Consider the following 25,567-nt stretch of genomic DNA (forward strand, 5'->3'; position numbering starts at 1 on the left):
TCACTTACCCCGAAGGTCCGCAACGCAATCCGATCCGCTCAGATCCCGGGTCGCGGGGCCCTCGAGAAGGCGTCCCTCCGGGGTGAACCGGGAACCGTGCAGCGGGCAATCCCAACTGCGTTCGGCGTCGTTCCAGCGGACGATGCCCCCGAGATGAGGGCACACCGCGGACACTCGGTGGGTCCGGCCGCCGACGGTGCAGACGGCTTCGGGGACCGGAACCCCGGCGTGCACGTGGCCAGTGCCTTCGGGGGGTGTCGACGAGCGAGATCGGACGAGCGGCGCTGTCCACCCCTTGGCCATCTCGACCGCTACTGCAGCGTTGAGTTCGAGGGTGGGCGCGGCGCTTCTCGGAGCGCGGCTCAGGGCCCACGGGTCGAAGGGCTTCGCCCACTCCCGGGGCTCCCCGCGGATTCGTGCGGCGATCATGTCGGCGGCCGCAGCGGCGTTCGTCATTCCCCACTTGTCGTAGCCGCTCGCGACCAGGATGCGGTCGTCGCCGGGAAGCACACCGCCGACGAGCGGCATCTCGTCCGTCGAGTGATAGTCCTGCGCCGACCACATGTGGGTGACGTCGCCGCCGGGAAAGTGTCTGCCCGTCCAGCCGATCAGGTCCGCGACGCGTGGCTTCGTCGCTCCGCCGCGGCCGACGGTGTGCCCGTTGCCGCCGACGACGAGCAGTTCACCGTCTGCGGTCGGCACGTAGCGTAGGGATCGGGTGGGTGAGTCCGCGGACAGATACATCCCGCGCGGCGGTCGGTCCACGCCAGCGACGGCGAGGCAATACGACCGTCGTGGCTCGAGTCTCGCGAAGAACGATCCACGGTCGAGGATCGGAGTTCCGGTCGCGAGCACCACCCGGTCGGCCGTGAGGCTGCCGCCGGCGTGGTGGACGGCAGTCCGGCCCAGCCCGCGGCTGACGGATCGCACCCGGGTGTTCTCGACGACGGGGACGCCGCGTTCGCGCAATGCGTGCACGAGCGCCTCCACCAGGTCGACAGGGTCGAACTGTGCCTGCTCGGCGAGGGCGATGGCGCCGGTCACCGGGAACGGCAGGTCGGAAGGATCGTTCCAGCCTACGTCGAGGCCCGCTCCGGACGCGGCCTCGAACTCGTCAGCCAACGCCGCCGTGCCCCCGGGCGTCGTCACGTACGTGTAGGCAGTCTCGATCTGCACGGGCACGCCGAAGCCGCGGCAGAGATCCAGCAGCCGCCGTCGACCATTGCGGTTCGCGTCGACGTACGCGCGCACCACGTCCCGCGGGTACCGGGCGGCGATCTGTGACAGCTTCGTTCCCTGGAGGAGCGAGATCTTGCCCGTCGTGCGACCTGTCGTCACCGAACCCGCGCGGCGGGCGTCGAGGACTGCCACCGTCGCGCCCGAACGCGACAGCTCGAGCGCGGTGCACAGACCGGTCAACCCCGCGCCGATCACCACGACATCGACACGGCTACCGTCCGGAATCGGCGGATTCGCCGCGGGACGCGGACGGTCGAGCCACAGCGAGGCATTCTTCGCTGTCACGGGCTTCGCTGTCACGGGCTCAGTGGTTGCGCAGTTCGGAGATGAGGTCCGCCTTGCGCTTGGAGCTGTATCCGGACAGGCCGATCTCCTTGGCGCGCTTCTTCAGTTCGTCGACGGTCCAGTCCTCGTAGGACGACGACTTGCCGCCCTTCTTCCCGACCTCGGAGCGCCCACGATCGGCACTGGCGTTCGCGATGCGGGCCGCCTTCTCCTTGGATGCGCCCTTCTCCCGCAACTTCTCGTACTGCTTCTCGTCCTTGATCGACGACCGTGCCATGTCCGTCTCCTTTCCTGGTGTCTCCTGCCTGTGACATACCCAGCAGTCGGCAGCGCTACACGTCGCGCAGGTACTGCCGGCGCGACGTCTCGCGAGATCGGCCGCCCGATGTCCGACGAAGGTCGATACGCGGACTGTCACGGGCGCGACGGGGAGACGGGGCAGTGCGACCGGTCACTCCGCAGCGTCGGTGTCGGGGTCGCCCTCCGACGTCGACGACTGCTTCTCCGGCGCCGGGCCCTTCGCCTTCGGATTCGGGCCGCACGACATGACGCGACGCCACCAGGACTCGAGGGGGCTCGGCTGGGGGTACCGGACATCCGCCGTCTCCCACTCTGCCCCTGCGCCTTCGGCTTCGGTCATATCTCGGGGATTCCCGCCGCCCATGTGTTCGAAACCTTGGCCGAGCATCACGTGTGGAAGCCAGGTCTCCTCGTCGTCCCCGTGAGACGTTTGCGTTCCGGCGGTTCGGGTAGATGATGGGCATGACGACGCATTTCCCCTCGCCGACAGATACCGCATCGGACGGCGCCCGCACCGATCTTCCTCCGGTCGTGTCCGGACTTCGAGCGATCGGAGCGGTGACTGCCCTGGGGCTGCCGTCGGTCGCGTCGGGAATCATCGCCCGCCGACATCTGCTCATGCCGCTGCTCGAGAAGTCGCGGGCCGATGCGATGTCGATCGATATGTTTCGCCGGCTGCGTACCGAGTTCGGGCGCGGGCCGGTGGAGTTTCGCTTGCCCGGCCGTCGAGTGGTACTGCTCCTGGATCCCGATGACGTGGCTCGCGTCCTGGGTGACAGCCCGGATCCCTTCACCCCGGCCAATCGGGAGAAGCAGGCCGCGCTGGGCGCCTTCCAACCCCACGGCGTCCTCATCTCGAAGGGCGAGGTGCGGACGCGGCGCCGAGCCGTCAACGAGGCGGCGCTCGAGACACCGAAGCCCCTGCACAGCGCGTCCGATGTGATCGCTCGGACGATCGACCGCGAAGTTGCGGCGTTCGCGCAGGGTGCACGTGATTCCGGGACCTTCGATGCTGCAGATTTCATCCGGACGTGGTGGAAGATTGCTCGACAGGTGACGCTGGGGGAGAGTGCACGCGACGACACGGACGTCACCGATCGATTGTGGAAACTCCGGGCAAACGGCAACTGGTCCTATCTCACGCCGCCCCGCCGCCGCTTGCGCGATCGGTTCTTCGACAACCTCTACGACTACGCCGATCGGGCCGAGCCCGGTTCGCTGATCCACGCGCTCGGGTCCGCGGAGCTGACACCGGATGTCGATCCAGTAGGCCAGATTCCACACTGGCTCTTCGCATTCGACGCCGCTGGAATGGCGACTCTGCGGGCCCTCGCATTGCTGGCGGGACATCCCGACGAACTGTCGAGAGTTCGGGAAGAGGCGTCCGATCGGGCGCCCGGCACCGCCTCGACCATGCCGATTCACCGAGCCACCATTCTCGAATCGCTGCGACTGTGGCCGACGACGCCGGCGATCCTGCGGGACTCGACTCGCCCCACGACATGGCGGGTGCCCGGCGGCGCGCGGGCTGTGGTTCCCGAGGGGAGCCTGTTCATCGTCCTGACGCCACCGCTGCACCGGGACCGCGATCGCTTCGATTTCGCGGATACGTTCACGCCCGACATCTGGATCGACGGACGCGCCGACGACCTGAAGACGTTGCTGCCGTTCAGCGGGGGCCCGGTGGAGTGCCCCGGCCGGAACGTCTCACTGCTCGTGGCGAGCACGGTTCTGTCGGCACTGCTGCAGTCCTTCGAGCGTATCGAGCAGGTGAGCGAGCCCCGCCTTCGAGCGGGGACCGAGCTCCCGCCGACCCTCAACCACTACGGCCTGAAATTCGCGGCGTCCTAGGGCGACCGCCCCCAACGATCGAGGAGATCTCATGATCATCATCGGACTCGTCATCCTGATCGCCGCGGTTGCGATCGGCGTGGCCGGCGTCGTGAACAACACCGGTAGCGAGCATGCGCTCCAGGACGATTTCACCGTCTTCGGTGTCCACGTGACCGGGTCCACCGGCACGCTTTTCCTCGTCGGGCTGGTGGTCGGCGCCGCGGGCATGCTGGGACTCGCGCTGTTGCTCGCGGGCTCGCGACGGTACTCGCGCAAGGCGCGCTACGCCCGTCACGAGTTGGAGCGTCGGGACGCCGCCGCGGTGCCGGCCCGCGACGCCACCGCAGTCTCGACGCCCCGGACCGAGGCGGACCGATCCGAGCACCCGAAGAGCTGGCGACATCCGTTCGGCGGCAACGCCGGCCCACCGACCGCGCATCCGACGCACTGAGGCGTCGGCTCACGTGAACGGTGTGCCTCCGGTGACACCGAGGATCTCGCCGGTGATGTAACTGGATTCGTCGGAGGCGAAGAACACGTACGCGGGTGCGAGCTCGGCCGGCTGCCCCGGTCGGCCGAGGGGGACGTCCTTCCCGAATTCGCGGTACTGCTCCGGTGGCATGGTTGCGGGAATCAGCGGCGTCCAGATGGGTCCGGGAGCAACGGCATTCACCCGGATACCACGTTTGGCCACATCGTCCGCCAGCGCCTTGGTGAAGTCCACGATGCCGGCCTTGGTGGTCGCGTAGTCCATGAGGGACGGTGAAGGATTGGTGCCCTGGATCGAGGAGGTGTTGACGATCGTCGACCCCGGAGGCATCGCCTCGACGGCGAACTTGCACAGCCAGAACAGCGCGTACAGGTTCGTCTTCATGACCCGGTCGAACTGTTCGGTCGTGATGTCGGAGATTCCGCCGGGGGTCGCCATCTGGTACGCCGCATTGTTCACGAGGATGTCGAGCCCCCCGAACGCGTCGACGGTGGAGTCCACCAGCGCGCGGCAGTGCTCCTCGGAGCGGATGTCGCCGGGGAGCGGAAGGGCCCGGCGGCCCGCTTCCTCGATCAACCGCAGGCTTTCCTGCGCGTCCGCTTCCTCCTCCGGAAGGTAACTGACGGCGACATCGGCGCCTTCCCTGGCGAACGCGACGGCCACGGCGCGCCCGATGCCCGAATCGCCACCCGTGACGAGGGCTCGTCGATCCTTCAGGCGTCCGGCACCGCGATATCCCCGTTCCCCGTGATCGGGCCGGGTTCGCATGTCGGACGTGAGTCCGGGATGTGCTATCGGTGGCTGCCCCTCGAGATCCGGCACGGGGTAGCGGGTGGTGGGATCCTGCAGCGGTTCTCGCTCGTGCATTCGAGTGCTCCTTCTGGTCGGAAGGGTCGTGCTGCCCACCGTGCACCGATCGGCCCGGTCCTGTCCACCGGATGGTTTGGACTCGTCCCGATTCGGTTATGTCCTACAGACAGCCCTGGACTACGGAGGTGATGGGTGTGGTGAATGCGTTGACGTTTCTGCGCGCCGAGCACGAGAGCGTGCTGGGGATGCTGGAGGTACTCGAAGGTGCCGGCCCAGGATCGCCGGGTCGGGACGACATGGTGGCCAATCTGGTGATCGCGGATTCCCGCCACGAGGCGATCGAGCAGGAGATCTTCTGGCCGATCGTCCGAGACGTGGTCCCGGGCGGCGACGACCTGGCCGACACGGCGATCGGACAGGAGGTGGACGGCGAGAAATTGCTCGACACCATCGAGCACGGCTCGCCGGGAGACGAGGACTACGAATCCGCGCTGCGCGAGTTCCTCGGCGCCGCAAGGAAGCACATCGAGTACGAACAGAACGAGGTCTGGCCACGGGTGACCGACGCCGTTCCCACGTCGGATCTGGAGGATGCCGGCAACCGGCTCGAGCTGGCCCGCAAGCGTGCTCCGACACGGCCGCATCCGAACACGCCACCGCGGCCGGCCGTTCTGAAGACCACCGGGCCATGGCCGCGGCGGTGGACAAGGTCCGTGATGTCTTCAGCGGGCGTGCGCGCCACCACCCGCCCGAGACGCCACCGAGCTGACCGAAACGACGATGCTCCCCGCCGGTTCCAGGCGGGGAGCATCTCGGCGTCACCTCGGTCAGTTCGCGGCCACGTGCTGCTCGTGGGTGAACGGCTTGGTGCCGTGGACGGCAGGCCCGCCGTCGGGGCTTTCGGTGTCGCCCCGGTTGGTGCTGTCCTCGCTGCGCAACCACTGTTCGGCGGGGGCGTCGACGTAACGCCATTCCGTCCCCTCGGGCCACGGACCTTGCCCCTCGTTCCACGGGCCCCGCACCGAACCGCCGTTCGACATGTTGAAGGCGACGTTCTGGAAGCGGTCGTCGCCAGGCAACTGGCCGGGTGGGAAGTTGACGGGAAGCTCGTTGAGGGCGGCGGTGAACTGCTGATAGTGCGCCACTTCCCGGGTCATCAGGAACGTGAGCGTGTCCTGTGCCCCCGGGTCGTCGGTGAACTGCTTGAGGTACTCGTAGACGATCTTCGCGCGAGATTCCGCCGCGAGGTTGCTTCGCAGATCCACCGACGGATCTCCGTTGGAGTTGATGAAGGTTCCCGACCATGGGGTGCCGGCAGAGTTGACGACGTCGGGTCCGCCGCCGGTGAGACTCAGGTAGGTCGGGTTGACGGCAACCTGATGGATCGCCTGCTCCCGTCCGTCCGCGGTCGCGACGACGGGCATCCAATCGCATCGCTCGTTGGCCTGCTTGAGATCGTCGTTGAGGCCGTCGAGAAGCATCGTGATCATCGATCCCACGATCTCGAGGTGGCTGAACTCCTCGGTGGCGATGTCCATGAACAGGTCGTACATCTTGGGGTTCTTGCGCCGCAGGACGAAGGCCTGCGTGAAGTACTGCATCGCAGCTTTGAGCTCGCCGTTCGCACCGCCGAACTGTTCCTGGAGAAGCGTCGCGAATTGCGGGTCGGGCTTGTCGATTCGGACTTCGAACTGGAGATCCTTGTTGTGGGTGAACATGTCACTTCCTCTGGACGTGGTAGTTCGGACACCGGCGAGATACCCGCCGTGCCGCGGAGGAATCCTCGACGGACGCGCACTTCGGTGATCGTGACTCGAACGCAATACGGCGCACGGGTGTCCGTGCCGTGCGTGGGGGCGGTTTCGGGTGGCGTCCCTCGGGGTAGTCGGACAACGCATCGGGTTGCGCGTGCGGGAGGGACGGAGGCGTTGTGAGAATCGGATTCAAGCTGTTCGCAGAGGCGTATTCACCGACCGAACTGGTTCGGCAGGCGGTCCGCGCCGAGGAGGCGGGCTTCGACTTCGTCGAGATCAGTGACCACTTCCATCCGTGGCTGCACGATCAGAACCACTCGGGGTTCGCGTGGTCGATCCTGGGATCGATTGCCGCAAAGACCTCGACCCTCGAGCTCGCCACCGGTGTGACGTGTCCCTTCGTGCGCTACCACCCGGCGATCGTGGCGCAGGCGGCGGCAACGACAGCGCTGTTGTCCGACGGCAGATTCGTGCTGGGACTGGGCAGCGGCGAACGACTCAACGAACACGTCGTCGCGCGCGGCTGGCCGCCGGCAGCGACCCGTTCGGCAATGCTCCGTGAGTCGATCGAGATCATCCGGTTGCTGTGGAGCGGCGGGTACCACAGCTACTCCGGACGTCATCTCGAACTCGAGGATGCACGCGTGTTCGATCTGCCGGAGAGCCTTCCGCCGATCATCGTGGCGGGCTCCGGGGGCCCGGCGGCGAAGATCGCGGCCGAGCTGGGCGACGGATTGTTTGCGACGGAGGCCGACCGGGACCTGATCGACCGTTACGAGAAGGCGGGTGGGGCGGGTCGGAGGTACGCCGAGGTTCCGCTGTCCTGGGCGCCGACGGAGGAAGCCGCTCTGCAGTCCGCTCACAAGCTGTTTCGCTTCTCCGCCACGGGATGGAAGGTCCAGGCCGAGCTGCCGAACCCGGTCAACTTCGAGGCGGCGGCCTCCGTGGTGCGAGAATCCGACATAGCCGAGAGCTTCGGATACGGGCCCGATCCGAGCCGCCATCTCGAGCGGATCCGCGAGTTCGCCGACGCCGGCTTCGATCACCTCGCCCTGGTCGACGCCGGACCGGACGTGGACGGGTTCCTCGACTTCTACCGAGACGAACTCGCCCCCGCGCTGAGCAAACTCGCATCGGCCTGAGAAGCGAAGGGAGAGAGCAATAATGCCCAAGACCACGAAGTCCGGACAACCGAAGAAGCAGGAGTTGCCGGAGACGCTCCTGCGCTCGTCCGCCAAGGCGCAACGAACCTTCGCCAAGGCTCACGATGCCGCGGCGGAGGAGTACGGCGAAGGGGAGCGAGCACACCGGGTGGCGTACGCGGCTCTCAAACACAGCTTCGAGAAGGTCGGTGACCACTGGGAACCCAAGGCGGAGAAGGGGCCCTCGGACGAGCGTGCACGAAGCGGGGGGCCGCGCGCACGCGGGCGGACGGCGGAGGGCGTCGACGCGAACGCGAGCAGGCGCCATCTCTACGACGTCGCCCGACGACTCGATATCCACGGCCGGTCGACCATGCACAAGGACGAGTTGGTCGATGCGATCGAGAAGGAGAACCGACGACGTAGTGCCGCCGCGCGACGCTGACAGCCGCGGTTCGCGGAATGTCCGCGCGCCGGGCTGCGGTATCGATCTCTCGTTGTCCGACGGGCCCTACTCGAACGAGTATTGCTATCCTGTAGTCAGCGGTTGAGCCCAAGCCGAAAACTCATCACTTCACCGACGAGTACGGGCGGGCGCCGCTTCTGTGCACTCTTCGCGTTGGCGCGAGTAGCCCCGTCCGGGAGAGGCACACATGATGATTGCGGACGGTTCATCGTACCCACGCGCGCATGCGGCCCACCAGAACTGGCAGTGCAGCGTTCTACACATCGGGATCGAGCAGCCGCTGGCGAAGGTCGTAGCGATCACCGTCGACGGTGTTCAGGCTTCGGAGATCGACGACCTGCGGCGGCTTCTCGGCCTGGCCTGGGAAAGCCGGATCACGTCGAACATGCGGGGATCGCACACGTTGATCCTGGATCTGTCGAGCGTAGAGATCGGCTTCCCGGAACTCTTCGACCTCCTGGACGACGTGGACGCGTTCGCACGAGCCGGCGCCGGAGCGGAGTGGATGGTGGTTGTCGATCCGTCCACAGAATTCGCGCATGCTGTGATGGCGTGCCCCGTGCGACGACTTCCGGTCGCATTCTCCAGGGCCGAAGCCCTTCTCGCGGTCCGAGGCCCGGGCCGTCGCACTCGTGTCGGTGTCCGATGAGGCGCGATCGCACCAGATCGTGGAGCCTGTGGACCGACGCCGCGCGGACCCTGAGCGAGGCGACCGGCGGCGTGGCGGACGTTGTGGTTCTCGATGGGCGAGCCGGCATCGAGGTGTCGCTCCCGGCGGGTCGCATGCTGCTGGCAACGTGCGACGGATCTCTCGACGGTGACAGCCCGGTGCGGTGGCTACTGCGGGTCGTCGAGAATGCCGACGGGGATCGACGAACGTTGGGTTCTCGCACCGGCACGTGGCTGGTGGACCTGCTGGACGCGTTGGCAACCGACCTGGAAACAAGCGCGGGGATCGCCTGTTCACGGGAGAGACGAACGGGTAGTCCGAGTCGATGGGGACGAGGCGAGCCCGCACGGAGCCGTGGCCGCTGTCTGCTCCGATGACCACTGGACACGCATTTCCGGACCGGTGCACCGACCCGCAGGATGACCGCTCACCCGGCCGTCATGGCGCCCCTGTTCACCGCGCGAAACACGACCAACTTCTCGAGATCGTCGTCCGGTCCGAGTAGGCCCCGTCGCCGGAGGAGTGGCGCCCGCTCGGTGAGCACCGGACCGAACGGGACGTGCTCGGTGGAGACGATGTCCGTCGACAGCCCGTGACGCTGTAGCTCGGTACGCGTCGCGGCGATGTCGCTCAACTCCGATTGCAGAAGCAGCAGCACACCGTCGGGCCTGAGAATGCGAGCAGCTTCTCGACAGATCTGGTCCAAATAGGCGCGGCCGTTCCGGCCGGCGTCCCAGCACCGAGCCAAGCCGCCGGTGGGAAGGGTGTCCTCGGCCGCCGGCACGTACGGTGGATTGCTGACGACCAGGTCGAAGTCGTTCTCCGCGAACGGCATCGTGAGGTACCCGCGCACAGCGCGGACCTGCACTCCGTTCAGCGTGGCGTTGAGTCGTGTGTTGAGCAACGCGCGCTTGTCGACGTCCACCGCAGTGACGTTTCGCGAGCCGGCCAGAGCGGCCGAGACCGACAGGTACCCGGTACCGGCGCCGATATCGAGGACGCGGGTACCGGGTTCGATCGCTTCCGCGACCAACGTCCGCGCGAGAAGACGGGTATCGGACTGTGGTGGATAGACGCCAGGCAGGCGCCAGAATCTACGTGGGCTCGGCTCGCGTGGGCGGATCGGCTCACCCGTCCCGCGCAGTGTCGTGTCCGAGGTCATCGCGTTACGAGTCCTGCTCGGTGCGCTGGCGGGCCTCCTGGGCTGCCGCCTTCCCGCGCGCCTTCTCTGCCTCGGCTTCCTTCTCAGCCGCTTCCCGCTGCGCGGCGGCCTTGTCCTGCTGCGCTTTTCCTTCGCGCACGAGATCGTCCTGACCCGTGACGGCGCCCGCGGCTTCCTTGGCCTTGCCCTTCACGCCCTCGACAGCGCCTTTGACGGCCTCTGCGGGCCCCGACTTGCCCTTGTCCGACATGACGCGATCTCCCTTCCGCGGATACGATTTATGCGGCGTGTACCCGGTCGGGTCCGCCGGTAAACATCGTCAGTGGCCGAGTTGGTCGGTGAGCGAGGCGTTGTCCAGTCGCTTGACGCGCCGATGTTCCGCGAGCACGAGAGCGGTCCCGACCAGCAGGGCGCCGACGCAGACGATCCCCGCGATCCACGCCCAGCCTGCGAAGCCGTAGCCGGCTGCGACGAGAGTGAGCCCCAAGGTGACGATGGCTACGCCGATCAGGGCATATCCGGGCCAATTGCGCGCATCCTCGATCGCCTCACCGGGATGTTCCCGGGTGGTGTGCGCGAGGTCGCGAGGGTCGTTGCTGTTCATTCGAGCCTCCCCGGTGTCGAATTCGTTTCTCCGCGCCGGACGGACCGGTGCGGTCCCTGCTTGCCTGTGCCTTCGATTGTCGTCCAGCCCGCTCGTTCTTGCACGGAACGGTACGAGATTGCCCGACGGTAGGGGAGCGGACGGAGATGGTGAGGAGGCGCAACGACTTTCCGCGTCGTGGTCGCGCCGTACGGCCCGGAAGACCGGATTCCGTATCGATTGGCCGCCGGCGTGTGACGTTTGCGGCGGTTGCCGACTGGGTAGGTGTCGGCAGAGAGACGAGACGACCTGGAGGTAGCGGTGAAAGCGGTGACATGGCAAGGCAAGCGGAACGTATCGGTGGACACAGTTCCCGATCCGCGGATCCAGGAAGCGAACGATGCGATCATCGAGGTGACGACGACCAACATCTGCGGGTCGGACCTGCATCTGTACGAACTGCTGTCGCCGTTCATGAACCCAGGGGACATTCTCGGGCACGAGCCGATGGGCATCGTGCGGGAGGTCGGCAGCAATGTGGGCGATCTCGCGGTCGGCGACCGTGTGGTGATCCCGTTCCAGATCTCGTGCGGACACTGCCCGATGTGCCACGGCGGTCTTCAAACCCAATGCGAGACAACGCAGGTCCGGTCCGAGGGAACCGGTGCCGCCCTCTTCGGATACTCGAAGCTGTACGGCAGCATTCCCGGCGCGCAAGCGCAGTACCTGCGCGTGCCCCAGGCGCAGTACACCCACATCAAGGTTCCCGAGGGCCCATCGGACGAACGTTTCGTCTATCTGTCCGACGTTCTGCCGACGGCGTGGCAGGCCGTGGAGTACGCCGACGTCCGCGAAGGCCAGTCACTGACAGTGCTGGGCCTGGGCCCCATCGGGGACATGGCCGCCCGTATCGCGGCGCATCGAGGAGTCCGGGTGATCGGCGTCGACCTGGTCCCCGAACGGCTGGCGCGCCTCCGGGAGCGCGGTGTGGAGGTTCTGGACCTGCGTGAACACGACAACCTCGGTGAGATCGTCCGGGACATGACCGGTGGGCGCGGAACGGATGCCGTGATCGACGCCGTAGGGATGGAGGCACACGGATCGCCAGGCGCGAAACTGGTGCAGCAGGCGACGTCGTTCATGCCGGACGCGGTGGCGGGCCCGTTGTTCACCCACGCGGGTATCGATCGGCTCGCTGCGCTCGAAGCGGCGATCGACATAGTCCGGCGCGGTGGCACCGTGTCGATCGTCGGTGTCTACGGGGGTGCGCTGGATCCGCTTCCGATGTTCAAGATGTTCGACAAGCAGATCCAGTTCCGCATGGGTCAGGCCAACGTGAAGCGTTGGGTGGACGACATCCTCCCGCTCCTCACGGACGGCGACCCGCTGGGCGTCGACACCTTCGCGACCCATCGACTGTCGCTGGACGAGGCGCCGCGCGCCTACGAGATCTTCCAGAAGAAGCAGGACGGCGCGGTGAAGGTTCTCCTCGAGCCCTGAGCCCGCGGCACATGACCTGTCAATCGGCAGCGAGGCACTCGATCAGCAACTCCAAGGCGTGCTCCGCGGTCGACTCGACCACCTCCGTCGGGTCACCCGGGAAGGTCCTACGAACGGCGCGGACGACACCCCTGTCGAAGAGGCCGAACCACACCGTCCCCGGGTCCTGACCGTCCTGGCCGTCGGGGCCGGCGGCGCCCGTCACCGCGACCACGGTGTCGGCGCCCAGGAGCGTCGCGGTCGTCGCGGCCATGCTGCGTGCCGCCGGTTCCGAGACGACCGGTCCCGGCGGTACTCGGAGCAGATCGTGCTTGACCTCGCTCGAATAGGCGACGACGGCGCCGCGGAACCAATCGGACGAGCTGGGGGCAGCGCCGAGGAGGCTCGAAATATGCCCTCCGGTAAGAGATTCGGCGGTGGCGACGCTGCGCCCCGCCTTCTGCGCCAGATCGGAGATTTTCTCGGCCAGCGCGCCGCCGTCGTTTCGAGAGATCGCCATCGCTCGGTTATACCTCCTCGCAGGGAAGGGTGCTGGTTGTCGCCACGAAGGCCGTTCGGTGATTCTCGTTCGGGACAGACCCTTGCGGCCCGAGGGTGTGTGACGCTATTCTCATTCACGGTTGAACAAACAGCCGATGCTGGAAGCCCCGCTCGCGTCGGCTCCGTATTCTGTTCTCCCTCCAGGCGAGAACGCGTCGACAGCGAGACCGCTCTTCTTCCGATGTATCGGAGTCGTCTCGGATGAATCGTGAACACCTCACAGTCTCCCACTCCTCGTCCCTTCGGCGTCCGGGTCGCGCGCCCGAACGCGCAGCCGCGGCCGTGATCAGTGCCGCTCGTGGATGTAGCCAGGACGCCGCGTTCGACGAACTGATCGACGTTGCGATGCACCATCACGTGAGCGTCGGGTGCGCCGCCGAGAGCTTGATATCCCTGGTCGGCGACGACGCCGGCATGGCGGGTGGCCCCGCCATCGTCCCTCCTCAGTGGGCTGAGTTGTGCGACTCGCGCGGGGCGGATTCGTCGAAGGCGGGTGCGGACGCATGATGCTCGATTCCGACCGCGCGAGCGGTCATATTCGGCGCTCCGATGCGACATCGGGCGAGTCCAACCGGGGGTTCTCGGCGGCACTCTCGTGTGGTTCCGGAGCGACCGCCGCCCTTCCGCCGCTTTTGCTCGGATCGCCCGGATTAATCTGCGCCACTTTGGCATTGGTGATCTTCGCCGCGGTCGGTCTGGCATCCTTGCTGATCTGATGCTGATCTGACGAAATGCGGTCCGTCAACGATCTCTGCGGATGCGGACGGCGGTCACTCCTGCGTGACGATCTTGTCGAGAAGTTGCCGGGCCACCACCTTGAGTTTGACGTTCGCCTCCTGGGATTTGCTCACCAGCCGGTCGAAGGCTTCGGAGGCCGGTACGCCGTGGAGCGCCATGACGATTCCGATCGCCTGGTCGATGTCTGCGCGAGAAGTCAGCGCCGCCTGCAGGTTGCGGATGGACATCAGCGCGCGGCGATGCCGCTCCGCCTGTTGCAGAGCCGTCACTGCAGCGGTGGTGAAAACCTCGACCAGTGACTCGTCGAGCGACTGGAAGCCCTGCGGATCGCTGCTGTAGAGGTTGAACGAGCCGTGGATTCGGTCCGAAAGCACCAGCGGCAGTGCGATGAAGCTCTTGATCCCGAGGCCTGCAGCCGACTCCTCGAGGTCGGGCCATCGGGACCGGACCTGGTCCACGTCGACGACGACGCTTCTTCCGTCTCGCGAAGCCGTGAGACACGGACCGCTGTCGTTCGCATACTGGGTTTCGTCCACCTGACGGACGCGGGCATGCGTCGCGGCAACCGTCTCCGCGGAGTCGTCGGTCACAATCGTCACACCGGCCATGTCCGCCCCGGGGACGATCCGAACGGCGCCCTCGACGACGTGCTGCAGAACTGTTGCCAGATCCTCGTACTCGTCCAGGACACCGGACAGATCTTGGAGGGCCTCCGTGATCTCGTCGAAGCGCTCACTCAGAGTCTCGGCGGTGTCGTCGTTCATCTGGATATCCGTTCACCGGCGCGCCGGTCAGTAGGAGCGGTCGGCCAAAGCGCCGGGCTCGCGGGACCCGCACGCCAGGGCCGAGCCCACCGTGGGATGACAGTCGAACGATCGGCGCGCGCCTGTGGCCGCGAGGGCGTGCTCGACGCCCCGCGTCGCGGTGACGAGCCTCAGTTCGAGACCCTCTCGGGCCGCGGCGTCCTTGGCGTCGACAAGGGCGGACGCGGCGTCGATGCTCATGAACTCGACACGGGAGAGATCGAGCACGATGGGATCCGCGGGCACCTGCCCGTCAGCCGTCAGGTCGCCGAGCAGAGCCGCGAATACTCGACGGAAGCTGTCCGTCGTGTTGAGGTCCAAGTCGACGAGAACCTCGACCACCAGCGCCGTCGGGGGGGTCGCGGTAGCGCCGGCGTCGTACTCGGACGTGCAGACCATGAGCATTGCTGTACTGGGAAGATCAGGCACGGCGTGCCTCCATCCGCTGCAATCGAGTGAGATGACGTCCCGCCCGAGACTCGGCCGAGGCGACCACTCGAGCGACGGTCACCGATGCGCCCGTCTCTGATGTGGACAGGCTGTGTGCTCAACCTCTCTCGTTTCTAACACCGACTGGCTCGCGTGTACAGGCCGACGGCATCCGCCCGGGTTTTCCGGGCTCGCGAAACGGGTATTCCGGCCGGGAGCGGCGGCTATCGCTCCACCTGCGCCCGCAACCTGGACAGCGTGTCGGAGAGGATCCTGGACACATGCATCTGGGAGACCCCCACGCGTGCCGCGATCTGTGACTGTGTCTGATTGCCGAAGAACCGGAGCAAAAGGACGGTGCGTTCCCGGTCCGGTAGTCCCTGCAGGATGACCCGCAGCGTCTCGTGATCCTCGACCCCGGCAAGGTCCGAGTCGGTGTTACCCAACAGATCGCCGAGTGTCGATCCGGGATCGGGACTGCCACCGACGGTCGCATCGACGGAGAGGGCCTGATAGCCGTTGGCGGCCTGCAACCCCTGCGCGACTTCCTCGATTCCTATTCCGAGTTCTTCGGCCATCTCACGGGTGGTCGGCGAGCGCCCGAGGCGCTGGGACAAACCCGACGACGCCTTGACCAGCTCGAGATGAAGCTCCTTCAGGCGCCGGGGCACCCTGACCGCCCAGCCGGTGTCACGGAAGTGTCGTCGGACCTCACCCATGATCGTCGGCACGGCGAAGGCGAGGAAGTCCGACCCGCGATCGACGTCGTATCGGTCCACGGCGTTGACGAGGCCGATGCTGGCGACCTGTACCAGGTCCTCGAACGGCTCGCCCCGACGGTCGAACCGTCGCGCGATGTGTTCGGCGAGCGGCAGACAGCGGGTGATGATCGACCGCCGCAAGTCCGCGCGCGCGGGGTCCGATTCGCCCAGCGCTGCCAGGGACGCGAACATCGGCTTCACGTCGCTGTACTCGTCCGGTCGGTCCGCCGTCCGGGGGGTCACATGGTCTCCCCACACCCCATGGCGAACGAAATCGTGATGGTGGAGGCTCGGCCGTCGCCGTTGCCGTGGTGGCGATGGAGCGTCAGTTCGTCGGTGAGGGTGCGAAGGACATGCCAACCGAACGTCTGCTCGTAGTGTCCGTCCACTTCCGCGCCGGTGGTCGGCACACAGCCGGCGAAGCGGAAGGAATCGGCCTTCACCCGGAAGGTGCACACGATGTCGCTGTCCGGAAGTGCGATGCGAAACAGCGTGCTGCAGGCCTCGTCGACAGCGAGCCGTAGATCGGCGAGTTGATCGAGTGTCATGTCGCACTGCTCGGCCAGTGACGCCGACACCCCCCGGATCGGGGCCAGTTGGGAGGCATCGGCAGGGGTACGAAGCTCCACGACAGGTGCGGGCCCCTCGCTTCTGCTCGTGGAGATGCACGCTTCGCTCATGACTCCTCGCTTCGAAACTGGGCCTGACGGGCTCATCCGGTCGGTGGCTTCGTTCGGAGGATTCCCGTGGGGCCTCGTTTCCAAACTCGTGGATCACGGAACTCCTGGCAAGTGGTCCACAGTTCGGCGACCGCATCGCTCACGGCCCGCGGGCCGATCGCATCCAGGCAGGGATGCGCGGTCAGGCCGCACCGACGTGCCCGCGAGCCTCGGCAGGGGGCGTGCTGGTCGCCGAGCACGATGCTCGGGACGCCGTAGGGCTTCCACCGCTCGACCGGAACAACCGGTGCGAACAGGGAGACCACCGGTGTCCCCACGGCTGCCGACAGATGCGCGGCACCGGTGTTCGGCGCGACGGTCACCTCCGCGGCTCGCAGAACCGCGGCGAGTTCCGCGAACGTCGTGCGCCCGCCCAGATCGACGGCGGATCCCGCGGCGACGAGATGCGTCAGTGCCGATTCGCCGCGCCCACCGGTGACGACGACCCGGTGCCGACGGGCGACGAGATGCCGGATCGTTCGCGCCCACCATCCGGGCGACGCGGTCCGCGCGGGCGCCGAGGCTCCCGGATGCACGACGACGTACGGCGCCGGCCCGACGAGCGCGGCGACGTCGGGAAGGTCGCCTCGCACCCGCAGTCTGCCGTCGTCACCAGGAGCGAGTTCGTATCCGGCGCGGCGGGCCAGATCCAGTGCTCGCTCGGTCTCGGGGACGTCGGCGTCGAGTCGGTGGCGCACGTCGAGCAAGGCCCCCGGATAGTCGTCGGAAATGGCCGCGATCGACGGGACCCCGGCCATTCGGAGCAGCATCGCTGTCGGCAGCGGGGACTGGTGGTACGAGGTGAGGATCAGTGCGCGGTCGATCCGGCGACGTCGGAGACGATCGACGAGATCGAGTAGCGACGCCGAGCCGGGCCAGGACGGGTCCGGGTCGATCCACGGAGCCTCCCATTCGACGACCTCGTGGACGTGGGGAAGCAACGCGGCCGCCGCGCTTCCCCGGGGACCGACGAGGAGCGTGACCCGATCGGATCCGGCTGCCACTGCTCGGATGCAGGGGCCGGCCAGCAGCACATCACCGAGATTGTCCTGACGTACGACGAGGGTGTGGGTGCCGGTCACGAGTCGACGATCCTGTCCCGTCCGAGCCCGGCGAGCTCGACGGCGGATGCCAGGTCGGTCGCCAGGCTGCCGTCCGCGCGTGCCCGATCGACCTCCGCCCGGAGAGTGCGATCCGTGGGCACCAGGATGCCGATCGCGCCGGCCGCGCGGGCGGCGTCGACGTCCGCCCCCGTGTCCCCGATGACGACACAACGTTCTACGGGGACACCGAGATCTGCCGCCGCCCGGAAGATCAACCCGGGCAGCGGTTTACGGCAGGCGCAGCCGGCGCCTCCGGCGTGGGGACAGATCTGCCAGGTGTCGAATCGGCCGAGCCGCCTCTCGACCTCGTCGTTGACCTCCCGGAGCTGCGTCGCGGTGATCCGCCCGTGTGCCACCCCGGACTGGTTCGACACGACACCGACGAGAACCCCGGCGGCCCGAAGTGTCGCCAGGACCTCCTCGGCGCCCGGCACCGGGTCGACCCCACGGAAGTCCGACAGGTACGGCACGTCGTGGATGATCGTGTCGTCCCGGTCGAACAGCACTGCCAGTACGGGCGAACGGATGGATGTTCCGCTCCTCGACACCGCGATCTCACCGCGGATCCGGTGGAGGACGGCCGCCGGGGGGACGAGGATGCTGGTTCCCACCATGTCGAGGATCTCGCGCACGGTGCGCGGACCGGGTGCGACTCGCGCGAGCGCGAACCAGGTGGTGGATGCGAGCCATGCCGCAGCCGCGGCAGCGACGGTCCGGCGTCGTCCCGAGACGGCTGCGACCAGGGTCAGCCCGGCGGACACCGTGGTGAACGCGTGTCGGCCGATCCGGCCCGGCCCCTCGCCCGCGGTGCGGCGCCAGTCCGGCCCGTGCCGGCGCCGCATGAGCGCGTTGTCGGCGTTGCCGGCCTGCGCACGAACACTGCCGAACGGTCGTGCGCGCCCGATCGGATGCGTGGTGACGCGTGCTCCGGCGTGCAGGGTGAATCCCGCGTCGGTCAGCCGTAGCGCCAGGTCGGCGTCTTCGCGGTACGCGCGCGGGAAGCGCTCGTCGAAGCCCCCGACGGCCATCAGCGCCGACCTGCGCATCGCAGCGTCCGCGGTGATCCATCGGGCATCCTGCAGGGCCAGTGTGCGCCGCTCGTCGTCGGTGGGCCGTCGTCCGATCGGGGTCGGCACCTCGATGCTCGCATAGGAAGCGGCGGCCTCGGGCCCGAGGCCGGTGAGGTCTTCGACGAGTCGCCGGGCCCAGTCGTCGGACACCACCACGTCGTCGTCGAGGAAGGCGACCCATGGCTCCGTGGCCGCCGACCACCCGCGGTTGCGCGCGGCCGCGGGCCCGCGACCGCCGGACGACAGCCGGCGCACCGGGATCCCGGCCACGCTCGTGGGAAGTCCGTCGGGGGGAGCGAAGTGGCCGGGCAGGTCGACCACCACGATGATCTCGGAGGGTTGCGGACCGGTCGTTTCCGCGAGGGCGCGCAGCAGCACGTGCAGGCTCGGTCGCAACACCGTCGGCACGACGACGGTGTAGCGCAACCCGTCCGAGGTCATCGCGGCCTCCGTACCGCGAACGGCCCCATCGCGAGCAGGTCGATCGGTGCGGCTCCGAAGCACTCGAGCGCGTCGCCGGGCGAGTCGACCATCGGCCGGCCCGCGGTGTTGAAGCTCGTGTTGACCACCACTGGCACACCGGTTCTGCGTTCGAACGCGGTCAGCATCCGATACACGAGCGGCTCCGAACCCGGATCGACCGTCTGGATCCGGGCAGTACCGTCGACGTGCGTGACCGCCGTCAGTCGATCCCGCCATTCCGGCGCGACGTCGTGGACGAACAGCATGTAGGGACTCGGGATCGGTCCCCGCCCGAATATGTCGCTCGCGCGATCGACCGCGACCATCGGGGCGACCGGCCGGAACTGTTCGCGGCCCTTCACTGCGTTGAGCCTCTCGATGTTCGCGGCCGGTGTCGGGTGCGCGAGCAGCGAGCGGTGCCCGAGAGCGCGCGGCCCGAATTCGCCGCGGCCCTGGAACCACCCGACCACCTGATCGTGTGCGAGCGCCTCGGCCACGGTGTCCGCGATGTCCGTCGGACGCTCGAAGGGGACCGCCGCGGCGACCAGGATGTCTCGGAGTTCTTCGTCGCTCCAGCTCCGTCCCAGGTCGTAGCCGGGACGGTGTTCCGGCGTGTCACCGAGTTCCGCGGCAGCCAGGAGCGCGCCGCCGAGCGCGGTGCCCGCATCGCCCGACGCCGGTTGCACCCACACGTCGTCGAACGGCCCCTCCGCGTGCAGACGGGTGTTGGCAACGCAGTTCAATGCCACGCCGCCGGCGAGCGTGAGGTGGGTGTTGCCCGTCCGGTCGTACAGCCAGCGCGCCAACTCGAGCAGAACGTCCTCGAGCCGTCGCTGCACACTGCACGCGAGATCCGCTTGCGCGGAAGTCCATTCGGCACCCGGGTGCCGCCGCGGGGCCAGCGAGTCCCAGTCGATCGGTTCGATCCGGAAGGTTCCGTTCCCGGTGGTGGTCACCAGACGCCGCAGTTCCGGAAGGAAGCGCGGCGTTCCGTAGGCGCCGAGGGCCATCACTTTGTACTCGTCACTCGACCGTGCGAATCCGAGGTGCTCGGTCAGATCCTCGTACATCAGCCCCAGCGAATGCGGAAGTACCTGGGAGGCAAGCTGGGTCATCTTGCCGTCGTGGAACTCGCCCGCCAGGTACGACGTGGCCTCTCCGCGTCCGTCCGCGACCAGCACCGCGCAGTCGCGTTGCGGCGACGCGAGTGCGGCGGACGCGGCATGGGTCAGGTGGTGCGGAACGAATCGCACGATCGAGGGATCGATGTCGGGAAGGACCGTGGTCAGGAATCCGGGAAATCGTTGCGCGTACATGGTGCGCAGGAACTCCCAGTCCCGTTCGGTGCCGGGCAGCCCGGGATCGACCAGCGCGGGATCGTACGAGTAGGTGACGACGTCCAAGTCGCCGGCGGTGAGTCCTGCTTCCGACAGGCACCATCGGATGGACTGCTCGGGGAGTTCCCACGTCGAGAAGGCGTACGGCCGTTTGCCGTGCTTTCGCCTGGTGAACCGCTCCTCCTCGGCGGCTGCGATCACCCGGCCGTCGTCGACGACGGCCGCGGCGGGATCGTGGAACACGGCGTTGACACCGAGAATCTTCACGACGTACCCCCTCGCGTGGTCGCCGATGCGTCGGCGACCTTCTCTGTCCGCGCCATCCCGGCGAACCAGTCCACGGTCCGGCGCAGGCCGTCCTCGAGCGTCACTCTCGGGGCCCAGTCGAGAAGGCGACGGGCGCGCTCGACATCGGGGCACCGTCGGCGCGGATCGTCGGGCGCCGCCGGCAGGAAGCGAACACCCGCGTCCGAGCGCGCGATTCGATTGACGACGGCGGCCACGTCCAGGACCGACGTCTCGTGATCGGATCCGATGTTGACCGGCCCGGGGTGCCGGCTGTCCGCCATCGCCAGAATGCCCGTGACGGTGTCGTCGACGAAACACAGGGAGCGCGTCTGACGTCCCGTCCCGGCGACGGGGATCGGCCGACGGTCGAGGGCCGCGCAGACGAAGGCCGGCACCATACGCCCGTCGTCGGCGCGCATACCGGGGCCGTAACTGTTGAAGATGCGCACGATCGCGGTGTCGGTGTCGTACTGGCGGCGAAAGGCGGACGCGAGTGCTTCCGCGAAACGCTTGGCCTCGTCGTACATGCTGCGGGGGCCCACGGGATCGACGTTGCCTCGATACGATTCCGCCTGCGGGTGCACCTGCGGGTCGCCGTACACCTCGCTCGTCGACGCCAGCACGAAGCGGGCGCCCGATGCCGCTGCACGATCGAGCATTTCGAGGGTTCCGAGACCACCGGTGGCGAGGGTGCCGACGGGGTCGTTCCGGTAGTCCCGCGGCGATGCGGGACACGCAAGATGGATCAGGAGATCGACGCGGCGGGGCAGTGGCGGCGGATCGGTCACGGAACCGTCGACCACGGTCACGCGCTCGAGTGCGTCGAGTGTCGACCGTGCCCACGGCGCCGATGTCGAGAAGTCGTCGACACAGACCACCGAATCTCCCCGCCTCGACAGGCGCGTGCACAGGTGGAGGCCGAGGAACCCGGCTCCTCCCGTGACGACGACCCGGCGTCGGCCCGGCCCGCCGGCCCTGCTCATCGGCCCACCCCGCCGGCGGCTCGGGGGACCGCCTCGCGGAGCACCGACTCATACACACGCTCCGTCTCCCCGGCCACCCGGTTCCACGAGAAGCGTTGCACCGCCCGATCGCGGCCGGCATGCCCGAGCTGCTCGCACTGCACCGGCTCGGTGAGCAGTCGACGCAGTGCGCGCCCGAGTGCGTCGGCGTTGCGCGGCGGGACGTGCACACCGGTCACCCCGTCGACGACGGTGTCGGTCAGTCCCCCCACCGCGCTCGCGACCACGGGCTTGCCGCACGCCATCGCCTCGAGCGGAACTATCCCGAACGGTTCGTACCACGGCGAGCACACCACGACGTCCGACGATCGCAGCAGTTCCGGCATGCGGTCGCGTGGAATCTGCCCCGGCATCACCAGACGTGCCCGCACTCCCAGTTCTTCGGCGAGGCGGAGGAGCCGACACCCCTCCTCGTCGTCGTGCACCGAACCCGCGACCGGCCCGCCGGCGATCACCAGTTCGGTGTCGGGCAGCGCGGCGAGCGCGCGAATCGCGACGTCGAAGCCCTTGCGGCGCACCAGCCGGCCCACCGTGGTGAGGCGGAACCGGTCACCGTGGGGAGCGCGCGGACCGTCCGGACGGAACTCCTCGGTGTCGACACCGCACGGCACCACGGTGATGCGCGAGCGGGGGATGCCCATCCGGACGAGCTCGAACACCTCGTCCGAGCATGTCGCGGCGACCGCATCGACACTCTGGCCGATCTTGCACTCCAGTGGGATCCGCTCGGGTGGGCTGGTGTCCGCTGTGCCCTGATAGCGCTTCTTCACGATGCCCAGCGCATGGAAGGTGTGCACCAGCGGAACGCCACAGGCCCGGCTCGCGAGCCGCGCGGTGAGGCCGGACATCCAGAAGTGGGAGTGGGCCACGTCGAACTGCGACTGCGCGAAGCGATCACGAAGCCCGAGGGCGAATTCCTGCATGTGGGGAAGCAACGCGTCCTTGGGGATTCGAGTCGCCGGCCCCGCAGGCACATGTACCACGTCGTATCCGTCCTCGGAGCGGACCCGTTCCGGGAGGGACTCGTCGTCCCGCCGGGTGAACACCTCCACGTCGTGACCCCGACGCACGAGCGCCGCGGACAGTGCCGCGACGTGGACGTTCTGTCCTCCGGTGTCGACCCCACCCATTGCGACGAGCGGGCTGGCATGGTCCGAGATCATCGCGATCTTCATTCGCTACCTCCTGGCGCACAGTGGTCGGCGTGCTGTCTCGTCGATGAGGGCGTCCCAGTCGAGCAGAAAGCGGCTCAGTGCGAACCGGGTGAGAGCGAAGTCCCGTGCCGCACGCCCCGTCTCGGCGGCGTCTGCCGGGTCGTCGACGAAGCGGCGGAGGGCTGCCACCATGCGGTCGGGGTCCGTGGCGGCGACCCCGGCCTCCGGCGGCACCGAGACCGCGACCTCCGTACTCGCGAGCGCGACCACCGGCATCCCGAGGAGCATCGCCTCGATCAGGGACAACCCGAGGGAGGTCCATCGCGCGGTGTGCACGTACACGCGGCGTCGACCGACCGCGTCGTGCAGGTCCGCGCGGGCGAGGTCGCCGCCGCCCGCGACCGACGGGGGGATGTCGGCTCTGCCCGCCAGTTCTCCCGTGCGCATTCCGAATACGTCGATCGGCGCGGCCGCCGCGAGCCTCGGCAGCAGGTCCGTCCCGACCGCCCTCCACCGTCGCACCGGATCGTTGATCATCGTCGCGCTGCGGGTGAGTCGGCCGCTGTAGCGCGCACCCGGGTCGACCACGCCGTGCTCGATCACCCGGGTCCGTGTGCCGCCCGAATCCCACATCGTGCGGTTGAAGTGGGTGACGTGGACGAGCGTGAGGTCGTCTCGATCCGCCATCGGGTGACGCGTGGTCGGAGCGTGCCCACCCGGGGTGTTGTGTTCCACGTAGACGAGGGGGACGTCCCGGCCCGGTGTACGGCCGAGCCAGCGCGCCGCCAGCGGGATCTCGCCGGGATTCTGCGCGACCACGACGTCGACATCGGCGTCCTCGAGGTCCTTCGGCCCGACCTCCACGGCCTCCGCGGGCCAGTCGCGGCCCATGCGGCCACGCCCCCAGGGGCCGTGCCCGGGCAGCGTCGGGACGAGGTACCGATGCCCGCCGCGAACGAACGCGTCGAGCCACGAGCCGTGCACGTGCCACACGAGGATGTTGCGCGCGTCGCTCCGATCGCTCATGCACGGAGGGTTACCGATTCCGCGAATTTCAAACTCTATGGATAGGTAATCGTGGGTAACGCGCGCGCGTCGTGCCGGTGAGCTGGTGCTGTAGCCCAGGTCAGCCCACGTATCGCCGCGCCGACGAGTGGATCTGCGTCTTCTCGAGAGCGAGGAGACCGGCCTCCACCCGGTCCGGAACGACGGTTCTGTTTCGTGCGACCCACGCCAGCGACCGGGCAGCTTCCAGAACCGCGCCCGCGGTGTACCGGTCGGCGGGGGCCGACCGGACGATCTGCATCGACCGTCGGAAGGCGGAGCGGAGGGGGCGGCGCAGCCACAGCGTCCACAGCGTGTTCCGGATGCCGAGTTGACGGCGTCGGCGAGCATCGCGGGCGGTCGAGGGGCGGTGGTGGATGACGACGTCCTCGCGCCAGCACATCCACCACCCGGCGGCGGCCAGGTCGAGCGCGAGCAACTCCTCCTCGCCGCCGAGCCACATCCGCGGTTCGAAGCCGCCGACCTCACGGAAGGCCCGGCACCGGATCATCGTCAATCCCGCCATGATGCCCAGGAGGGCGGGCCCAGGCAGCCAATCCGGGCCGACGACGGGAGAATTGCGTAGTTCCGGGGTGAGGGGGTCCTCGACGAGGGAGGGCGCCACGAGGCAGCGGCCCGTGACGGTGGCCAGCCCCGGATGGCGGTCGAGGATGTCGGCGGCGGTCGTGAGCGCCCCGGGTTGCCACACCGTGTCGTCGTCACAGAACGCCACGTACGGCGTCGTCACCCGCTCCACCGCGATGTTGCGTGCCGCCGCTCCCAGGTTCCGCGGTAGTCGCAGCACGGTGACGTCGGGAAACTCGGATTCGGCCATGGCGGCGCTGCCGTCATCGGAACCGTTGTCGGCCAGAATGATCGGTACGGCGTCGGGCAGTGACGTCATGGCCCGCAAGGTCCGTCTCAGTTCGTCGCGACGATTGAAAGTGATGACGACGACGGTGGCGCGGTCGGTCACGGTGTCACTCCCGGGTGAGGGTCCGGTGTGGTCTCGAGCAGTCGGACGTCGCGTTCGACATTGGCCGGCAGCGACCGTCGGCGAGCAAGGGCCACGGGCAGCAGGCGGACCACGTCGCGGACGGCACCACGGGCGCAGTCGTCGGCGAGGGCCCGGCGGAACAGGCGGGCGGACGATCCGAGCGCAGCGCGCACGGGTCGGCGCATCCAGTCGGTGAGGGTGTCGTTGCGTAACTCGCGGCGCCGGCGCCACGCGGACGGGGGACGGACGTCCGACGGATAGTGTCGCGTGACCAAGCTGTGCAGATAGCACAGATCCCAGCCCTGCACGGCCAGATCGAGTGACAGCATTCGTTCCTCCCCGGCGAAGTGCAGCAACGGGTCGAAGCCGCCCACCGCCAGATAGGCTCGCCGCCGGACGATCGCCGAACATGCGAGGAAGCCCAGCACCCGGGGGCCGGGCAGCGGTCCGGGATGCGGAAGTGGGCTTGCGGCGAGAGCGGCGGTGATCGCGTCCGGTCGCTGATGCGGCCCGACGAGCGTGTGAGCGGCGAGCACTGCCAACGACGGGTACGAGTCGAACGTCCGTTCCGCGACCGCGAAGGCGTCGGGATCCCACGTCGAGTCGTCGTCGCAGAACGCCACGAATTCGGTGTCGGCCCGGCGGGCACCGACCGTCCTGCCGGCCGCGCCACGATTCTCCTCGAGCCGGATCACCTCGACATCGGCGTGGTGGGCATTCAACCAGGGTTGCAAAGGATCTCGGGAGGCGTTGTCGACCACGACGACCGGGGTCGCGGGGCTGTCGGCGCGGAGGCTGTCGAGTGTCCGGGCGAGCTCGGCGGGTCTGTCGCGAGTGGCGATCACGACGGTGGTGCGGGTCATGCG

28 protein-coding genes and 1 pseudogene are annotated in these 25,567 nt (G+C 68.1%); 8 read left to right on the forward strand and 21 right to left on the reverse strand.

Annotation, left to right across the window (positions count from 1 at the left end; translation table 11 throughout):
* The 3 genes from ABEU20_RS03545 to ABEU20_RS03555 all read right to left on the reverse strand — a co-directional run bounded on the left by ABEU20_RS03545 (position 1) and on the right by ABEU20_RS03555 (position 2,164).
* Entirely contained in the window at positions 1 to 1,524 is a 1,524-nt protein-coding gene (locus ABEU20_RS03545; protein WP_420162984.1) for an FAD-dependent oxidoreductase, read from the reverse strand.
* A 19-nt stretch (positions 1,525 to 1,543) separates the two neighbouring features.
* Positions 1,544 to 1,801 (reverse strand): DUF7218 family protein, encoded by a 258-nt coding sequence (locus ABEU20_RS03550; protein ID WP_420162985.1) that lies wholly within the window; start codon positions 1,799 to 1,801, stop codon positions 1,544 to 1,546.
* 174 nt (positions 1,802 to 1,975) lie between these two features.
* The gene (locus ABEU20_RS03555) at positions 1,976 to 2,164 is read right to left on the reverse strand and encodes a hypothetical protein (RefSeq protein ID WP_420162986.1); all 189 of its coding nucleotides are present in this window, start codon (positions 2,162 to 2,164) and stop codon (positions 1,976 to 1,978) included.
* A gap of 122 nt (positions 2,165 to 2,286) precedes the next feature.
* On the opposite strand from ABEU20_RS03555, the gene ABEU20_RS03560 reads away from it, so the two are divergent.
* Together ABEU20_RS03560 and ABEU20_RS03565 are read left to right on the forward strand one after the other, a co-directional pair.
* Positions 2,287 to 3,675 (forward strand): cytochrome P450, encoded by a 1,389-nt coding sequence (locus tag ABEU20_RS03560; RefSeq protein WP_420162987.1) that lies wholly within the window; start codon positions 2,287 to 2,289, stop codon positions 3,673 to 3,675.
* 31 nt (positions 3,676 to 3,706) lie between these two features.
* Positions 3,707 to 4,108, forward strand: a complete 402-nt coding sequence (locus tag ABEU20_RS03565; RefSeq protein ID WP_420162988.1) for a hypothetical protein — start codon at positions 3,707 to 3,709, stop codon at positions 4,106 to 4,108.
* Positions 4,109 to 4,117: 9 nt separating this feature from the next.
* On the opposite strand, the gene ABEU20_RS03570 is transcribed toward ABEU20_RS03565, so the two are convergent.
* Positions 4,118 to 5,014 carry an SDR family oxidoreductase gene (locus ABEU20_RS03570; protein ID WP_420162989.1) on the reverse strand — a complete coding sequence of 299 codons (897 nt, stop codon included), beginning with the start codon at positions 5,012 to 5,014 and terminating at the stop codon, positions 4,118 to 4,120.
* A gap of 140 nt (positions 5,015 to 5,154) precedes the next feature.
* On the opposite strand from ABEU20_RS03570, the pseudogene ABEU20_RS03575 reads away from it, so the two are divergent.
* Positions 5,155 to 5,726: pseudogene (locus ABEU20_RS03575) on the forward strand (hemerythrin domain-containing protein).
* 58 nt (positions 5,727 to 5,784) lie between these two features.
* Here ABEU20_RS03575 and ABEU20_RS03580 read toward each other — a convergent pair.
* Positions 5,785 to 6,675: a manganese catalase family protein gene (locus ABEU20_RS03580; protein WP_420162990.1), complete on the reverse strand. Its 891-nt coding sequence runs from the start codon at positions 6,673 to 6,675 to the stop codon at positions 5,785 to 5,787.
* Between the two features lie 212 nt (positions 6,676 to 6,887).
* Here ABEU20_RS03580 and ABEU20_RS03585 point away from each other — a divergent pair, with 212 nt between their 5' ends.
* Positions 6,888 to 7,853 carry a TIGR03557 family F420-dependent LLM class oxidoreductase gene (locus tag ABEU20_RS03585; RefSeq protein WP_420162991.1) on the forward strand — a complete coding sequence of 322 codons (966 nt, stop codon included), beginning with the start codon at positions 6,888 to 6,890 and terminating at the stop codon, positions 7,851 to 7,853.
* A 22-nt stretch (positions 7,854 to 7,875) separates the two neighbouring features.
* Complete coding sequence (locus ABEU20_RS03590) at positions 7,876 to 8,298, forward strand: ChaB family protein (protein ID WP_420162992.1); 423 nt, start codon at positions 7,876 to 7,878, stop codon at positions 8,296 to 8,298.
* A 1,118-nt stretch (positions 8,299 to 9,416) separates the two neighbouring features.
* Here ABEU20_RS03590 and ABEU20_RS03595 read toward each other — a convergent pair.
* The 3 genes from ABEU20_RS03595 to ABEU20_RS03605 all read right to left on the reverse strand — a co-directional run bounded on the left by ABEU20_RS03595 (position 9,417) and on the right by ABEU20_RS03605 (position 10,755).
* On the reverse strand, positions 9,417 to 10,151 hold the full coding sequence (locus tag ABEU20_RS03595; RefSeq protein ID WP_420162993.1) for a HemK2/MTQ2 family protein methyltransferase: 735 nt from the start codon (positions 10,149 to 10,151) through the stop codon (positions 9,417 to 9,419).
* Between the two features lie 4 nt (positions 10,152 to 10,155).
* On the reverse strand, positions 10,156 to 10,401 hold the full coding sequence (gene mbp1 / locus ABEU20_RS03600) for a microaggregate-binding protein 1 (RefSeq protein ID WP_420162994.1): 246 nt from the start codon (positions 10,399 to 10,401) through the stop codon (positions 10,156 to 10,158).
* 69 nt (positions 10,402 to 10,470) lie between these two features.
* Positions 10,471 to 10,755 carry a hypothetical protein gene (locus ABEU20_RS03605; RefSeq protein ID WP_420162995.1) on the reverse strand — a complete coding sequence of 95 codons (285 nt, stop codon included), beginning with the start codon at positions 10,753 to 10,755 and terminating at the stop codon, positions 10,471 to 10,473.
* Positions 10,756 to 11,055: 300 nt separating this feature from the next.
* On the opposite strand from ABEU20_RS03605, the gene ABEU20_RS03610 reads away from it, so the two are divergent.
* Positions 11,056 to 12,234 carry a zinc-dependent alcohol dehydrogenase gene (locus tag ABEU20_RS03610; protein WP_420162996.1) on the forward strand — a complete coding sequence of 393 codons (1,179 nt, stop codon included), beginning with the start codon at positions 11,056 to 11,058 and terminating at the stop codon, positions 12,232 to 12,234.
* Between the two features lie 19 nt (positions 12,235 to 12,253).
* Here ABEU20_RS03610 and ABEU20_RS03615 read toward each other — a convergent pair whose 3' ends face one another.
* Complete coding sequence (locus ABEU20_RS03615; protein WP_420162997.1) at positions 12,254 to 12,733, reverse strand: CinA family protein; 480 nt, start codon at positions 12,731 to 12,733, stop codon at positions 12,254 to 12,256.
* A gap of 323 nt (positions 12,734 to 13,056) precedes the next feature.
* On the opposite strand from ABEU20_RS03615, the gene ABEU20_RS03620 reads away from it, so the two are divergent.
* Both ABEU20_RS03620 and ABEU20_RS03625 read left to right on the forward strand, forming a co-directional pair.
* Entirely contained in the window at positions 13,057 to 13,281 is a 225-nt protein-coding gene (locus ABEU20_RS03620; RefSeq protein WP_420162998.1) for an ANTAR domain-containing protein, read from the forward strand.
* On the forward strand, positions 13,278 to 13,490 hold the full coding sequence (locus ABEU20_RS03625; RefSeq protein WP_420162999.1) for a hypothetical protein: 213 nt from the start codon (positions 13,278 to 13,280) through the stop codon (positions 13,488 to 13,490). The genes ABEU20_RS03620 and ABEU20_RS03625 overlap by 4 nt, the downstream gene beginning before the upstream one ends.
* Positions 13,491 to 13,544: 54 nt before the next feature.
* On the opposite strand, the gene ABEU20_RS03630 is transcribed toward ABEU20_RS03625, so the two are convergent.
* The 12 genes from ABEU20_RS03630 to ABEU20_RS03685 form a co-directional block, all read right to left on the reverse strand.
* The gene (locus ABEU20_RS03630; RefSeq protein WP_420163000.1) at positions 13,545 to 14,276 is read right to left on the reverse strand and encodes a GAF domain-containing protein; all 732 of its coding nucleotides are present in this window, start codon (positions 14,274 to 14,276) and stop codon (positions 13,545 to 13,547) included.
* Between the two features lie 27 nt (positions 14,277 to 14,303).
* Positions 14,304 to 14,744 (reverse strand): STAS domain-containing protein, encoded by a 441-nt coding sequence (locus tag ABEU20_RS03635; protein ID WP_420163001.1) that lies wholly within the window; start codon positions 14,742 to 14,744, stop codon positions 14,304 to 14,306.
* A gap of 224 nt (positions 14,745 to 14,968) precedes the next feature.
* Positions 14,969 to 15,748, reverse strand: coding sequence for a SigB/SigF/SigG family RNA polymerase sigma factor (locus ABEU20_RS03640; protein ID WP_420163002.1), 780 nt, complete (start codon positions 15,746 to 15,748; stop codon positions 14,969 to 14,971).
* Positions 15,745 to 16,185 (reverse strand): ATP-binding protein, encoded by a 441-nt coding sequence (locus ABEU20_RS03645; protein WP_420163003.1) that lies wholly within the window; start codon positions 16,183 to 16,185, stop codon positions 15,745 to 15,747. The genes ABEU20_RS03640 and ABEU20_RS03645 overlap by 4 nt, the downstream gene beginning before the upstream one ends.
* Before the next feature lie 32 nt (positions 16,186 to 16,217).
* Positions 16,218 to 17,306, reverse strand: coding sequence for a glycosyltransferase family 9 protein (locus tag ABEU20_RS03650; protein ID WP_420163004.1), 1,089 nt, complete (start codon positions 17,304 to 17,306; stop codon positions 16,218 to 16,220).
* Positions 17,303 to 18,838, reverse strand: a complete 1,536-nt coding sequence (locus ABEU20_RS03655; RefSeq protein WP_420163005.1) for an HAD-IIIA family hydrolase — start codon at positions 18,836 to 18,838, stop codon at positions 17,303 to 17,305. The genes ABEU20_RS03650 and ABEU20_RS03655 overlap by 4 nt, the downstream gene beginning before the upstream one ends.
* Positions 18,835 to 20,463: a carbamoyltransferase family protein gene (locus ABEU20_RS03660; RefSeq protein WP_420163006.1), complete on the reverse strand. Its 1,629-nt coding sequence runs from the start codon at positions 20,461 to 20,463 to the stop codon at positions 18,835 to 18,837. The genes ABEU20_RS03655 and ABEU20_RS03660 overlap by 4 nt, the downstream gene beginning before the upstream one ends.
* Positions 20,460 to 21,467, reverse strand: coding sequence for an NAD-dependent epimerase/dehydratase family protein (locus tag ABEU20_RS03665; protein WP_420163007.1), 1,008 nt, complete (start codon positions 21,465 to 21,467; stop codon positions 20,460 to 20,462). Before ABEU20_RS03665 ends, ABEU20_RS03660 begins: the two co-directional genes overlap by 4 nt.
* Positions 21,464 to 22,681: a glycosyltransferase gene (locus ABEU20_RS03670; protein ID WP_420163008.1), complete on the reverse strand. Its 1,218-nt coding sequence runs from the start codon at positions 22,679 to 22,681 to the stop codon at positions 21,464 to 21,466. Before ABEU20_RS03670 ends, ABEU20_RS03665 begins: the two co-directional genes overlap by 4 nt.
* A 3-nt stretch (positions 22,682 to 22,684) precedes the next feature.
* Complete coding sequence (locus ABEU20_RS03675; RefSeq protein WP_420163009.1) at positions 22,685 to 23,686, reverse strand: glycosyltransferase; 1,002 nt, start codon at positions 23,684 to 23,686, stop codon at positions 22,685 to 22,687.
* A gap of 100 nt (positions 23,687 to 23,786) precedes the next feature.
* Positions 23,787 to 24,680: a glycosyltransferase family 2 protein gene (locus tag ABEU20_RS03680; RefSeq protein ID WP_420163010.1), complete on the reverse strand. Its 894-nt coding sequence runs from the start codon at positions 24,678 to 24,680 to the stop codon at positions 23,787 to 23,789.
* Positions 24,677 to 25,564, reverse strand: coding sequence for a glycosyltransferase family 2 protein (locus ABEU20_RS03685; RefSeq protein WP_420163011.1), 888 nt, complete (start codon positions 25,562 to 25,564; stop codon positions 24,677 to 24,679). Before ABEU20_RS03685 ends, ABEU20_RS03680 begins: the two co-directional genes overlap by 4 nt.
* Positions 25,565 to 25,567: the final 3 nt, after the last annotated feature.

The sequence above is a fragment of the Rhodococcus parequi genome (assembly GCF_046042785.1).
In the GTDB taxonomy this organism is placed as follows: domain Bacteria; phylum Actinomycetota; class Actinomycetes; order Mycobacteriales; family Mycobacteriaceae; genus Prescottella; species Prescottella parequi.